At 31.0% G+C, this 14,975-nt stretch carries 13 protein-coding genes and 1 riboswitch; of the genes, 1 reads left to right on the forward strand and 12 read right to left on the reverse strand.

Annotation, left to right across the window (positions count from 1 at the left end; all coding sequences use genetic code 11):
• Window positions 1-79: 79 nt before the first annotated feature.
• The gene (locus AC0N0V_RS13050; protein WP_474458388.1) at window positions 80-970 is read left to right on the forward strand and encodes a LysR family transcriptional regulator; all 891 of its coding nucleotides are present in this window, start codon (window positions 80-82) and stop codon (window positions 968-970) included.
• Between the two features lie 143 nt (window positions 971-1,113).
• Here AC0N0V_RS13050 and AC0N0V_RS13055 read toward each other — a convergent pair whose 3' ends face one another.
• From AC0N0V_RS13055 to AC0N0V_RS13110, 12 genes are all read right to left on the reverse strand, one after another.
• Entirely contained in the window at window positions 1,114-1,470 is a 357-nt protein-coding gene (locus AC0N0V_RS13055; RefSeq protein ID WP_474458390.1) for a hypothetical protein, read from the reverse strand.
• A 323-nt stretch (window positions 1,471-1,793) separates the two neighbouring features.
• A complete protein-coding gene (locus AC0N0V_RS13060; RefSeq protein ID WP_474458391.1) occupies window positions 1,794-2,252 on the reverse strand; it encodes a MarR family winged helix-turn-helix transcriptional regulator in 459 nt (152 codons plus the stop codon).
• A gap of 412 nt (window positions 2,253-2,664) precedes the next feature.
• Entirely contained in the window at window positions 2,665-4,908 is a 2,244-nt protein-coding gene (pflB, locus tag AC0N0V_RS13065) for a formate C-acetyltransferase (RefSeq protein ID WP_474458393.1), read from the reverse strand.
• Window positions 4,909-5,024: 116 nt separating this feature from the next.
• Window positions 5,025-5,106, reverse strand: a riboswitch (ZMP/ZTP riboswitch).
• Window positions 5,107-5,381: 275 nt separating this feature from the next.
• Window positions 5,382-6,464, reverse strand: a complete 1,083-nt coding sequence (locus AC0N0V_RS13070) for a GerMN domain-containing protein (RefSeq protein ID WP_474458395.1) — start codon at window positions 6,462-6,464, stop codon at window positions 5,382-5,384.
• Window positions 6,465-6,501: 37 nt separating this feature from the next.
• Window positions 6,502-6,894, reverse strand: a complete 393-nt coding sequence (locus AC0N0V_RS13075; protein WP_474458397.1) for a hypothetical protein — start codon at window positions 6,892-6,894, stop codon at window positions 6,502-6,504.
• Window positions 6,895-7,145: 251 nt separating this feature from the next.
• Window positions 7,146-7,847 carry a LysE family translocator gene (locus AC0N0V_RS13080; RefSeq protein WP_474458398.1) on the reverse strand — a complete coding sequence of 234 codons (702 nt, stop codon included), beginning with the start codon at window positions 7,845-7,847 and terminating at the stop codon, window positions 7,146-7,148.
• Window positions 7,848-8,142: 295 nt separating this feature from the next.
• Window positions 8,143-9,783 carry a ribosomal protection-like ABC-F family protein gene (gene abc-f / locus AC0N0V_RS13085; RefSeq protein WP_474458399.1) on the reverse strand — a complete coding sequence of 547 codons (1,641 nt, stop codon included), beginning with the start codon at window positions 9,781-9,783 and terminating at the stop codon, window positions 8,143-8,145.
• Between the two features lie 559 nt (window positions 9,784-10,342).
• On the reverse strand, window positions 10,343-10,918 hold the full coding sequence (locus AC0N0V_RS13090; protein ID WP_474458401.1) for a GNAT family N-acetyltransferase: 576 nt from the start codon (window positions 10,916-10,918) through the stop codon (window positions 10,343-10,345).
• A gap of 17 nt (window positions 10,919-10,935) precedes the next feature.
• A complete protein-coding gene (locus AC0N0V_RS13095) occupies window positions 10,936-11,085 on the reverse strand; it encodes a VOC family protein (protein WP_474464532.1) in 150 nt (49 codons plus the stop codon).
• 9 nt (window positions 11,086-11,094) lie between these two features.
• Window positions 11,095-11,598: a PaaI family thioesterase gene (locus AC0N0V_RS13100; protein WP_474458403.1), complete on the reverse strand. Its 504-nt coding sequence runs from the start codon at window positions 11,596-11,598 to the stop codon at window positions 11,095-11,097.
• Window positions 11,599-11,676: 78 nt separating this feature from the next.
• Window positions 11,677-12,840, reverse strand: coding sequence for a class I SAM-dependent methyltransferase (locus AC0N0V_RS13105; protein ID WP_474458405.1), 1,164 nt, complete (start codon window positions 12,838-12,840; stop codon window positions 11,677-11,679).
• A gap of 412 nt (window positions 12,841-13,252) precedes the next feature.
• Complete coding sequence (locus AC0N0V_RS13110) at window positions 13,253-14,605, reverse strand: aspartate aminotransferase family protein (RefSeq protein ID WP_474458407.1); 1,353 nt, start codon at window positions 14,603-14,605, stop codon at window positions 13,253-13,255.
• Window positions 14,606-14,975: the final 370 nt, after the last annotated feature.

The raw sequence follows: 14,975 nt of genomic DNA on the forward strand, positions 1-14,975 counted from the left end.
ATTTGTAAAATTGATATATTCGAATTGACAATTCGATTTTACAAATATATTATCTAATATAGAGATTGGAGTGAAATAAATGGATATTAGACACTTTAAAACATTTAAAACTATTATAGAAGAAGGTAACTTTTCAAACGCAGCAATAAAATTGGGGTACACTCAGTCTACTGTTACATCTCAAATTCAGCAATTAGAGCAAGAGCTCTCAATCAAACTATTTGAAAAAATAGGTCGTAATATGGTGTTAACGACTTTAGGAAAAGAATTGATACCTCATGCAAATGAATTACTTGAAACGATAAAAAAAATAGAGAGTATTGGTAAATATGGTGATAAGATTACAGGAGAATTGAAAATTGCAGTTGCAGAATCATTGATGTCTTATAAATTACAAGATGTGTTAAGCTTATTTAAGGAAAAAGCTCCTAATGTAAAGCTTTCTATCATTTCACTCAACTGTTTTGCTATAAGAAACATCTTACTGATGGGTGAAGTAGACATTGGTTTAATGTACGATGTTGGAATTCAAAATGACAATTTGACTACTGTTCAATTAGCAGATTTTAATTTAGCTTTAGTATGTTCACCTTCATTTCAACATGATAAATTGGACCTTCACAAGCCAAACCAACAAATAAATACAAGTCTTATCATTAATGAAGTTGAATCTATTTATAGAAAGATACTGGAAAATTACTTTCATGATAACAATATAACATTGAATAACACAATTGAACTTTGGAGTATTGAGGCCATAAAAAAATGTGTTGCAAGCAACTTAGGAATTTCTTTTCTGCCTCGTTTTACAGTAAAAGAGGAACTTGAAAATGGTAAGTTAAAAGAACTTAGTGTAGGCTGCTCTGAGACTAAAATCACAGCAATATACGCTTATCATAAGAACAAATGGATTAGCCCTGCGATGTCGTTGTTTATGCAATTAGTGAGAGAAAACTTTAATATTAATTAAACTGATTTGCCACTTGAATGATGAAGCTATTCTAATTACTTCTATATTTAACAAAAGAGCAAACCTTAGCTTTTATTTAAGGTTTACTCTTTTATTAAACATACTATTTACAGCCAACTACAAGCCTTTGAGTTGACTGAAGCTTACTCATTGATTTTGCGAAAATGAACATAAACATCAGGGCATCCCGATACCGGAATCCAATAAGTGCTGACCTCTAATCCGCCAAACTCTTTCTTCATACTCATAGCTTGTTGGGTCTGTAAAGCCTTATTTGCTAAACAACCTCTATGAATCTCAGGTGACATCATTGACACGCACTTTTTTCCAACTAGTTCTTCAGTAATTATCCCCTTAATCTCTTCTGCATTTTTGCAAGCTTCATTCACTGCTAATATCTCTCTTGTCTTATGAATTAGCATAGCTGGTTCAGGGAACTTACTCCACATAAGGTGAAAAGCCTCAATAATTTTTGAATCTACCATTAATTTTGAATCCATAATATTAACCCCTCTCTCGTTTGTTTTAAAAATTAAAAATTATTTTGTATACCAGCCTAATCACATTTATTTATTGAGCTAGTATTTATTTAATTATATATTAATTAGTTGCTATTAGCAACCTTTTTTTGTGCAACATTATTCGCATATAAACCTATAACGGAAGTATCCTTTATAAACTACCACTAAAAATAGTCTTAATAATAAATTAAAGATTCGATTATTTTTCCAAATAGTCGAATCTTTATAGTATAGTTTCAATTTTAAGTAATACCTATAATTATAGTACTCTTGAATTATAAAATTATTGTTTCTCTAAATTACTAATCATCTTCCGTATTTAAATTTTTAAATATTTCTTTTAATGTCTTGATAGTTATTTCTAAATCTTCAGCATCAATGTTCTGTGCAGATATATCCATAAGCTTTAATACGGTAGGAATTATTTTATACTTTAGCTCCATTCCTTTCTCTGTAAGAAAAACCCTGTAATTTCTACGATCTACCTCATCGGTTCTCTTTTCAATCAAATCTTTCTTTATAAGCCTTTCCAATAAACGGGTAACTGTAGTTTTGTCCTTTAATGTTTTGTCATTAATGACCGATTGGAAAAGGCCATCTTCTTCCCACAATCGGTTCAATATTGCAAATTCTTCAGGTGTTATGTCATAACCTTCCTTTTTAAAAAGATACGCTAACTTTTTTCTCAAAACAAGAGATGCACGATTTATAACAAAACCTAAAAGATCCTCAATTTGAAAACTTTTAATCTCTCTTTCCATGTATAACCACCTTTATCTTTTTGACATTATTAATAATATTCTTCTTTTTTTGAAACACAACGTAAAATTCAGATTTGTATAGTATAGTGCTATAGCAAACTATTCATTTTTCAATTGTGACTTTGAATAAAAACTCTGCATATTATACATATACACTGAATCTAAATATTATAATATATTCAATCCGTAGTTTCTTCAAGTACCATTTTATTTTAAAACTTCCTTATACTTTTCCGTTCCCCTATTGCCATTATTATATCCACATTAATCCTTCTAAAATATGATTATACCTATAATTTTTATTTGACGCATAATCTTACAATACTAAGTTACCCATTGATAATTATAACATGTCTTTCAAGCTAGCTAATTAAGATTACTATTGAACCTTATTTAACTTTATTGTTATTACTTACATTGCTCCATGGAATGTTCTATTTATAACTTCTCTTTGTTGTTCCTTAGTTAATCTGTTGAAGTGAACAGCGTATCCAGAAACTCTTATTGTTAAAGTTGGATATTTCTCTGGATGCTCCATAGCATCTTCTAATGTTTCTCTTCTAAGTACATTTACATTTAGGTGGAAAGCTGCTTGTCCAAAATATCCATCCATCATATTTACAAGATTATTTACTCTGCTTTCTTCATCTTTTCCAAGGGCATCTGGTATTATAGAGAATGTGTTAGAAACTCCATCTTGACAATATTCTCTGTATGGTATTTTAGCTACTGAGTTTAATGATGCAAGTGCTCCATTTTCATCTCTTCCATGCATTGGGTTTGCTCCTGGCGCAAAAGCTTCTCCTGCTTTTCTTCCATCTGGAGTTGAACCTGTTTTCTTACCATATACTACGTTAGATGTTATAGTAAGAACTGAAAGTGAATGTTCTGCATCTCTATAAGTTTTGTGCTTTTTAAGCTCAGTTGAGAATTTCTTTGTTATTTCTACAGCTATATCGTCAACTCTATCATCGTCATTACCAAACTTAGGGAATTCTCCTTCTATTTTAAAATCAACAGCTATTCCCTGTTCATTTCTTATAGGTGTAACCTTAGCAAATTTTATAGCGCTTAGTGAGTCTGCAGCAACTGATAATCCTGCTATACCAAAAGCCATAAATCTTTTAATGCTTGTATCGTGAAGAGCCATTTGTCCTGCTTCATAAGCATATTTGTCATGCATGTAGTGAATTGTATTCATTGTATCAACATATAACTCTGCCACATACTCCATAACCTTATTGTAGTTTTTCCTTACCTTATCAAAATCTAAAACTTCGTCAGTGATTCTCTCTATTCCAGGTACAACCTCAATTAAACTTCCATCTTTAGCCTTCTTCTTTTCGTCAATTCCGCCATTTATAGCGTAAAGTAACGACTTAGCAATATTTGCTCTTGCTCCGAAGAACTGCATTCTCTTACCAACTTCCATAGCAGATACACAGCAAGCTATAGCATAGTCATCCCCGTATATTGGTCTCATTATATCATCATTTTCATACTGTATAGCATCTGTCTTTATAGACATTTCAGCACAGTATTTTTTAAAGTTCTCAGGTAATTTTTCTGACCAAAGTACTGTCATGTTTGGTTCTGGAGCTGGTGTTAAGTTACTTAATGTGTGTAGGAATCTGAAAGCTGTTTTAGTAACAAGCGGTTTTCCGTTTACCCCTACTCCTCCAATTGATTCTGTTATCCAGTTTGGATCCCCTGCAAATAAGTCATTATATTCAGGAGTTCTTAAGTGTCTTACCATTCTTAACTTTATAACAAATTGGTCGATTATTTCCTGAGCCTGCCCTTCTTTTACAAGTCCACTTTGTAAGTCCCTTTCTATAAATATATCTAAGAAAGTAGTATTTCTTCCAAGCGACATTGCAGCTCCGTTATTTTCTTTAACTGCTGCTAAATATCCAAAGTATAGGAATTGTACCGCTTCTTTGGCATTTTCTGCTGGTTGTGATATATCAATGCCATAGGAAGCAGCCATTTGTTTTAATTCTCCCATGGCGCAGATTTGCATGCTCACTTCTTCTCTAAGTCTTATAGTCTCCTCTGAAGATCCTTTTAGTTCTTTTAAGTCTTTTTTCTTTTGGGCAATTAAAAAGTCCATTCCATAAAGAGCTATCCTTCTGTAGTCACCTATTATTCTTCCTCTTCCATAAGCATCAGGAAGTCCTGTAAGTAATCCTACTGTTCTTGCTTTTCTTGTTTCTTCTGTGTAGGCATCGAAAACTCCCTCGTTGTGAGTTTTTCTATATATCTTAAAGTTCTTGTTTATATCTTCATTCATTTCATATCCATAAGCTTCAAGAGATTGCTCTACCATTCTCATTCCACCATATGGATTCATTATTCTTTTTAATGGGGCGTCTGTTTGGAAACCAACAATAACTTCATTTTCGCTATCTAAATATCCTGGTCCAAAATTGTTTATCCCAGAAAATTTGTTAGTTTCAACATCAATTATTCCTTTTTTAATTTCTTCTATTATAAGAGCTTCTGCTTTGTCCCATATCTTCTTAGTTTTTTCTGTAGAAGCTGCTAAAAAACTTTTATCTCCTTCATATATTATGTAGTTCTTCTGAATAAAGTCTCTTACATCAATTGTTTCTGTCCACTTTCCTGTTTGAAATCCTTGCCATTGTTTTTTCATAAAAAATGCCTCCTTAAGATTTAGTAAACTTAGTTCTTGTCATAAAATAGAGTTTTAACCCTATCTGATTCTTAGAACCTGTTATCCAGGAGGTACAAAAAATACAATACCGCCTGGACATTTGCCCAGGCGGTCGGCATTTTATATAAGTCACACTCCCTGTGGTATACTCCACTTCCGCCAGTTATGTGACCATTTAGTCTAATTAATAAAGAATACATTTTAATATTATACAATAATTCAAAAAATGTCAATTGATATCTTAATGACCTTTATAGTAAACCATTAATGTAAGGTACGCTATTTATTATACGAATTTATAATCTTCCTGCAATAGAAGATTTTTAATTAATCAAATTCTTAGACTATCCTTCAAATATAACTTTGTCTCCATCTCTTAGAAATATTTGAACATGAAAACCCCCATGAGAGTTTCAGAGGGATAATTATTTTTATTAAATTTTAAGTTTAATCTATTTAATCTCAATTGCATCCTCATACTTTACTTTAATAGATTCACCTTTTTTCATGATTATATGACCAGATTGATAAGGCTTATTATCTACTGTCAAAATGACCTTTTGTGAATTATAGTATTTACCAAAAGTATTTGCAATACTTTTAAGAATCATTTGTTCATATCCAGATCCACTATTCATATCATTTAAAAATGAACTATTTAAATCTATATAAACCGTGTTATCTTTATTTAAATATAAGCTGTTAATTTTTGTATTTTTAGAAAATACTTTTCCTAAATTATTATTTACTAAATCTTTGTAGGATGCCTCTAAAACTTGTTTTGTTATATCATTAGTTTTAAAACTTATATCTTTATTTTTATAATAAGTTTTACCATTATTAATATTAGGATAGAAAAAACTGATTCTTTGTACTAGTGAAGCATTTTCCTCAATCTTACTTAGCGAAGACGTTACTTCAAATTTTCCAGAGATAAATACTGATTTTACTAAACCAACATTTCTTGCATAGTAATCAATTGTTTTATCTTTCGGACCTTTAGTTTCGACTTCGATAGCTTTATAGCTCCCTGTTGGAGTTGCTATATCAACTGAAGTAGCAGTTATTGTTCTTACTCTTGAATCATTAAGAGTCCAAGTTGTACCTTTTACTAGTGGTTCCATTAAAAGAATTTCTTCTTCATCTCCCTTTACCCCTAAAAGGTTTTCTCTATAATATGCTTCCTCCCTTGATAACAATCTTGTTGCTTTACCATCCTTCAATTCAATAACCTTAGCTAGTACTGTACCGCCGTTGTCCACTCTTTGTTGGACTTTATTTTCTGATGTATAGTCTACATACACATTATATGACGCATATTCGTTTCCCTTGCCCTCATAAGTATATCTTGCATTATCCTTAATCGGAAAATAATCCTTAACTTTTAATACTTGAGATGTAGGCGTCTTACTTTCGCTATCAATATTATTGCTATTGCTTCCACTACTTGTATTATTATTTTTATTTGAGCTTGCACAAGCAGAAATTAAAACAAGTGGTAAAATTACACTAATTAATACAAAGACTTTTTTCATTTTTAACCTCACCTTTACAATATACTCTGTTTTTTGTCTAGCTTTTCTTGACAAATTCTTCTTTGCACCTCGGGCAAGTAATCCTAATCCTCCCCTTTCCTCTTGGCACACGAAGTTTTAATTTACAGTTTGGACACCTGTAAAAACGATGCGTTTTTATAGACTTTACTTGATTAACCTCTTGCCTTAATTTACTTATAATCGGCATCCACCATTTTAAAAATATCATATTTTCTTTCTGTCGCTTTGTAATATTGCGAGATAATACTCGAAATAAACCTAATCCAATTACAATATAAGCGATAATGCGTAGTCCCCAAGCCCCTGTGATTGAAGCTAACAAAGATATTACAACATAAGCTATTAGTAACGCCAAAGACAACTGGTCTGTGCCATATCTCCCAAGCATAAATTCTCTTAGCCAATTCATCCTTTTTCACCTTCTATTATTTTTTCTTTTTGTTATAACTTATCAATTTCTTTCTCAATATAATTGTTTTGTCTCTATAAATAATGAGTATTTTCTTAAACTTGTATGATTTATTATAGTCATAAAAGATTATTTTATCAATATCTCCTTTAAGCAATATCAGCCAATACTCTTTAATAAAAGTTAAGAGGAATGTCATTTGACATTCCTGCCTTTTCTTTCTTACTTCAAACCCTATTATTAAATTTCCTTTAAAATTTATGTAAATTATGAGGCTTAAAGTGAAGTATTATTTCAAAAAGCTTTGAATGTAAATAAGAAGGTCTAATGTATTTTTTATAGTTACCTATACTTATTATAAAAACTATACCTGAGAAAACTATTATAGAACCCATAACTTTATTTATACCAGAAACCTTTTTAGGATTTAAATAATTATTAAATCTCTTTGCACATAAAACAAGTACAATCCACCAAGATAAACTCCCACAAAATACACCGATTATCAAAACGGTTCTTGCAACTAATCCATGACCAATATTTTTAGAACCATAGCTAGCAAACACAAAAAGAAATGAAAATATCGTTGCTGGATTTGCTAATGCAATTATAAATGTGGTTAGAAAAGATTTAATAAGATTTTTCCCACTGGAAGTCTCCATATTATTTTCTTTTTTAGATAAAATAATATGAATACCAAATCCTAATAATATTATACCGCCAAACAAGCGAAGGTAATGCTGATATCTAGCAAGAAAACTGGTAATAAAGGTTAACCCGAAGGCAGCAATCCCTGCATAGATAGAATCTGCTGTACAGGAGCCTAATCCTGACATAAATCCAAATAGGGCTCCATTTGTAATTGTGATGTTCAAACATAAAGCACCAATCGGGCCCAATGGCATGCCCGTTATTAATCCAATAATGATTCCTTTAAAAAAGATATGTAGCATTACATTCACTCCTTACTGGACTGGACTAAGCATTAATTTTAAAAAGCCGAATGTTCAAAATTAATGTTGTCGTTACTGTATATTATGCCTCTTCCTCTTCAAACTATAGCTTTACACCTATTTTATTTACATTGTTTTAGCTTAAATTCTGTTTTATTTAATACAATTAGTATATAAATGCAATAAAACTCTTGAAAAAGCTACCTACTATCTAAGGTGTAGTATATATACTCCATGTCTCAGTAACTGACTCATCTAGTTGATGATTATATTTCAATATAATCATCAACTTAAACTATTTTCTTAGCTCTTTTAACTCTCCAAGCGCCTCTTTATACTCCTTATCTAGTTTCTCTCTATCATCTTTTTTACTTGGCATAGATAACCTTCCTATAAGCTCAGAAATCCTATTTTCAAGTATTAAGATTCTCTTTTCCTTTTCTTCCTTAGAAACATCAAATCTCTTAGTTTTCTTTTCAATAAATTCCTCATAGGTCCCATGAAAGGAAACAAGTTTCTTGTTCTCTATTGAAATTATGTGATCTGCTATGGAACTTACAAATCTCCTATCATGAGAAACAAATAATACAGTTCTTGAGTAATCCTTCAAGGCTTCTTCTAAAGCTTCCATAGAATGTATATCTAAGTAGTTTGTGGGCTCATCTAATATAAGTAGGTTTATATCCTGTAAGAATATTTTTGCAAAGGAAGCTTTTACTCGTTCCCCTCCGCTAAGCACTTCTACCTTTTTATAGATATCCTCTCTTTTAAATAGAAGTCTCGCCAAGAGTATCCTTGCAAAGGTTTCATCATAAATGGATTCCTTCATAATATTTTCAATTATGCTGAGATCCTCATGTAATATATTAAGAGACTGGCTAAAGTATCCTATTTTAGCCCCTTGAGATATTTTAAGGGAGAGGTCGCCTTTCATCACCATATTTACCAATGTACTCTTTCCGCTGCCATTAGATCCAATCAGTGCAGTTTTAGATCCATTGTATATGTCAAACTCTGCATCCTTAAAAATGACTTTTTCCCCAAAGGTTTTGTTTATATTTCTTCCGCTTATGAGGATTTTGCTGTGAAGCCTATCTGTACTTAAAGCATCTAATTTTATCTTATCAACGTCTTTTGGCCTTTCCTTAATCTCTAAATGATCTAATCTAGACTGCATGTTCTTCGCAGCTCTATCCAAGTTTGCCTTAGCCTTCTGGTTTCCCATCTTATGAAGCCTTGCTTCAGAATTTCCCATTCTTGACGGAGCCTTTTTCATAGACTTTACCTTTTCCTTTGTTTCCACCATGGCAGTTTCCAGCCTTTTCTTTTCCTTTTCATATTTCTCATATTCAAACTGAGCCCTTTCACGCTCAATTTCCTTCTGATTCTTATAAGCGGTGTAATTGCCTGTATAAAACTTTATTTTTCCTTTATCAATCTCTAGAATTTTATTACAAAGCATATCAAGAAACTCCCTATCATGAGATACTATCACCAACGCACCATCATAAGCTTTAAACTTCTCTTCAAGAAGCTTTACAGCATCTATGTCAAGATTCGAGGTAGGCTCATCTGCAAATATAATTTGACTTTCGACCTCTAAGCTTTGAGCAAGTTTGAATTTAGTTTTTTCTCCTCCGCTCATATAATCCTTCCAGCTGTCTAATATTCCAAGTTTACTAGCAAGCTCCTTATTAATCTCTTCTCGTTCTGAAGGCTCAAGCTGAGATATATAACTAATGGATCCATAGCTTTTAACGAAGCCTTCCTCAGGGTCTAACTTTCCACACAGCATATTCATCAAAGTAGTCTTACCCATACCGTTGAGACCTACTACTCCTATACGGTCTTCAGAATAAATTTTTAGATTCTCTATATCTAGTATTAATCTATCACAATAGTATTTTTTAATATTTGCACATTCAATTAATAGCATAAAAAAACCCCTCCTTATTAACTCGGAGAGGATAGTAGTTTTTCTTATATAAAAGTAATAAACTGTCTTGTTCTTTATTAAATGTTTAGTTTTTTATATATAGGCAGATTTCTAAACCCATAGCTTAGAATATAGTCCTAGCCAAATATAAAAAAAGTAATCAATGTTTAGCATAAAGCCACTATTTAAAACAAGAAAAAGCCTTCAGTTTAAACTAAAATACCATCCACTCACAAGTTTTTTAAAAAATGTATAAGCAATAAACCTTCTTAGAGAAGATTTTTAACTAATACTATTACATTTTATAAACCTTTTAAAAGTGGATTACATCTTCACGTTTAAATACCTTGCCCTTTCTTTATAAAACGAAAACTTTTCGCTTTAAGTGTTGTTTATTTTTTACCATTATTTTAACTTATTTTTATAATACTTGCAACTAGTTTGTAACTACTTCTCTTTTAATTTAGTAATCATCTGCATATATTCTGATACAGTAAAAATTCTCCCTAGTATTGACCTTGACATAAAACCTGATTTTATAGAGTTAAAACATACCTTTTTACAAAACTATCTCATACAGCTTAAACCAAACCAGTCCTGGAACATTTAAACCTAAATCAACAGTTTCAATATATTTATATCCACACTTCTCATACAATGAGATAGCAGGCGTATTATGAATTGAAACATCCAAACGAATCGTTTTTATTCCTTGTGTAATACTATATTTCTTTGCAAAATCCATTAATTTTTTCCCAACACCATTCTTCATATACTTTGGATGGACAACAAGTGTATGTATTACGATTATATCTTTATAGTCTGCTTCTATTCCCCAAGTTACTAGGTTATATGCATTTTCTGGTTCATGATTTAGTATTATAGAACCTGCTATTTCATCATTTATTTTTAATAAAAATAGATTATTATTTCGAATCCCAGTAACTGCGGTTTCCCTAATTGGATATATCCCTTTTATCCAACCTGGATAGTTTACACTTAGTTCTAAATAATCATTTAAATCATCATATAAATTTTCTAACTCATCTATATCGTTTGTTGTTCCTTTTTCTATAATATAATCATGTCTTTCTGACTTTTTCACTGTTTTATCAAACATTTGAAGTCTATCCATTAGTACATTCCTTCCTATTAATCTTTCTCAAGACTCAATTGCCATGAAACACCATATTTATCTGTAACCCAAGCATACTTTTCACTAAATGGATAAGATGCTAATGGCATTAAGATACCTCCATCTTCAGATAATTTCTCAAAAACTTGATTAATTTCCTCAATGATATGCTTAAATTATATATCTATGACCTCCGGTTCATTATCAGACAATACTACTTTCCACTCCTCATTTATAAAATCATGACCAGTAATTTTATCTACCGGCACTTTCATGTATTTTCCATATGCACTTACTGCAATGTCCCCATTGCTTAATATAATTTCCCCAGTACCTTCAAAAATTCTGCTTGTATTTTTTGTAATTCTTCCAACAACCTTTAATTCTTCATTTAATGGTACAGGCTTTCTATATTTTAAATCTAATCCAATAGTTACCCCCCACATATTTTCATCTTCAATCATAATGGCTCTACCAATTGTTTCATCTAGTATAGATGATGCTATTCCTCCATGAAGTCTACCAGGATAACTCTGATGTTCTTCAAGTGATTTAAATATTGCTACAAGCTCTCCACTTTCTAATTCATAAAAAGATGCTTTCAAACCTAGTTTATTATCCAGTCCGCAAACTATACAATTTTTGCTATTGTGCTGCTTTTTTATAACCCTATATTTCAATCTATACCTTCCCCTCTGATATTATTTTAAAACTCTTTTAAATCAAATAATCAATTAATAATAGTCATTTACAATTTTTCAAATCAAGTTATCTTCCTTTAATAAGTTAAATAGTGTTGGATTAAAATTGAATTGTTTAATTAAATCATTAACTTCACCTAAAGCTTTTTCTCTCTTATCCTTAGATACATTACCTTTGGATGCTCTAATTAATATATTTTTAGGCGAATGGGCTATATCTATAAATTCTAAAAGTTGAGTTTTATAACCTACGCATTCTAATAAATTAGCTCTAACAGCATCTGTCATAAGTGCGGCAACTCTTTCTTGTACTATTCCATACTTTGTTAGTATAGATAGTGATTCGGCTTTCATTTGGTCATTAAACTCATGCTGACAGCAAGGAACAGAGAAAATCATTTTACTATTCCATTTTATTGCGTTATATAAAGCATAATCAGTTGCTGTATCACAGGCATGTAGTGTAATTACCATATCAACCTTATTGTTATACTTAAATCCATTTATATCACCAATTTCGAAGTGTAAATTTTCATAGTTATATTTTTTAGCTATCTCATTACAATTCTTAATAACATCCTCTTTAAGATCTAATCCTATCATTTTTACATTGATTTTTTTGATTTCAACAAAGTAATAGTATACTATAAAAGTTAAATAGGATTTCCCACATCCAAAGTCTAAAATTGTAAGCTCCTTAAAATCATTTTTCTTAACTTCATCATCTATAATTTCTATAAACCTATTTATTTGCTTATATTTATCATATTTTGAGTTAACTACTTTACCCTCTTTTGTAAAAACCCCTAAATCTATAAGAGGTTCTATAATCATCCCCTCTTTTAAAATATAATTCTTTTCTTTATTATGACTTTTATTTACGACTTTTGTATTGTCACTTTTCTTTTTACCTAAAAAAACTTTCCCCTTTTTAGATATTTTCAAATCAAATGTATGTACACTAGACCAAGCAGAAAGCTGCTTATAGTTCTCATATAAGTACTCTATTAACTTCTCTTCTAATATGTCTACATCAATATTTTCATGAAAGACTTGTTTGTCGGTGTATTTTTCTATTTGATAATATTGTTTACCCTTATTCTCTTTTAAAATAAATAGTATCTTATTGTATTTAACATCTTTATTCATTTTACTACTAATAACTATTTTTATAATTTCTTCTTCTACTATTTCATTAACTGCTTTTTTTAAATTATCCATATCTTATACTCACCTTATTATTTATTTTGTTTATAAATTGGGCCTAATTTTATATAGTTTTTACAACACTATTTACAACTTATAATCTTCATATTTTTTTATATTATTACTTTTTATGTTAATTGAGTAATAAATATATAGACTTATTATAACATAATGAATTTATATATTTAAGTCTATATATTTGCTATAAAGTTTCTATTATTGTAATACTGTTCGTTGTATCGGTTGTATCGTAGACTTTTTCTAAGCTATGTATCAAGAAAGTAGCTATAAAGTTGTATATTTTGAAGGAGAATGGTCAACTAAAAATCCTGATGAATATATTACTGAAATTCAGGTACCCGTTGATAAAATTTAACTAATTGTGTAGTAAAATAAAGATGCTAGGTGTAACCCCTAGCATCTTTGCCTACCAACCCTTGGCTACCTTAAGCACTTCGTCTGGAATCTCCCCTCTTAGGTATTCCACTATTGAAGTCTCAATAATATCAAGTGCTTTATCAATTTGCTCTTTAGTTATTACCAGTGGCGGTTGGACACGTAATACATTATTTGCAAAAAAGGTAAGTAGTACACCCTTTTCCCAACATCTATAACAGATTTTTGCCGCAGCTTCTTGTGCTCTCTCTTTTGTATCCTTATTATGAACTAGGTCAACACCTATGTTCAATCCAATACCTCTAACATCTCCAATTAATTCATACTTATCCTTCATATTATTAAAACGTTCTTTTGTATACTCACCTAAACTTTTAGAATGATCTAAAAGCTTTTCTTCTTTTATTATCTTAATTGTGGCAAGAGCAGCTTTGCAGCATATAGGGTTTGCCATAGTTGTAAATGCATGTGCAGGAGGTCCTAGTGATTCCATAATCTCCGCTTTTGCGACAATTGCGCTCATCGGCATACCGGATGCTATTGATTTTCCCATAACTATTATATCTGGTTCAACTCCGAAGTTTTCTATGCCAAACCATTTGCCTGTTCTTCCAAACCCCTGCTGAACCTCGTCAACAGCAAATAAAATTCCATTTTTCTTACACAAATCATATAACTTTTTAATATACTTTTGTGGAGGTACAATAAGTCCCCCATCACCTTGTATAGGCTCCATTATTACTGCAGCTACTTCATCTGGGGGTAAATAACTTTTAAATTTATCTTCTAAATCCTTAAGACATTCTAAGTTGCAATTCTCTTCCTTTTTCATAAATTTACAGCGATAACAATGAGGATAGTCTATATGATATATATCTGGAACTAAAGGTCCAATTTTCCTGCGCATATTTAGACTTATAGCGGAAAGCGAAATGGAACCATAAGTGGAACCGTGGTAAGCACCTACAAATGAAATTATTTTACTTCTTCCTGTATAAGCTCTGGCCAATTTAATCATTCCGTCATTGGAATCAGATCCTGTAAGACCAAATATTACTTTCTTTTTAAAATCTCCTGGTGTGATTTCTGTTAGCTCCTTTGCCAATTTAACTAAAGGTTCATGATATGTGTAAACTGGTGTGTAGTGAATAACTTCTTTTGCCTGCTCTATAATTGCATCTACAACCTTAGGGTGTGAATGTCCCACATTAGCTACTGCTGCGCTAGATAGCATATCTATATATTCATTTCCATCAGCATCCTCAATTATTGCCCCTCTTCCACATTTTACAACCAGTGGATAATAAGGTACTCTGCAAGCAGTTCCAACAAATTCAGCATCTTGCTCAACAATGGCTTCACAACATTTTACATTTACAGCCAATACACTCCCCTCCCCAGATAATTATTTATTAATTTCTTAAGTATTTATTAATTTATTTCTTATTAACTATTCTATTACAGATCTAAAACAATTTCAATCGTTTTTTAATTATTTATTAAAAAATTAAGTTATACTTATTAAACATGGAACAAATCATCTTTTGGGATACCTTTTTTTGCATTACACCTGCTTACAAATTAACTCTTATTATACTTTACATTAACCTGAAAACCCTTTATTTCCAATACCAAATAGCATTTTCTTTGTGCAAAAAAAGTTTTATGTTCCTATTAAATAGAAAAACCGTATTCTTTTGTAAAGAATACGGTTTAGACCTGCTACAAATAACTCCGCAAGCCAACTTTAATTG

The sequence above is a fragment of the Clostridium sp. CS1-1 genome, from assembly GCF_056135525.1.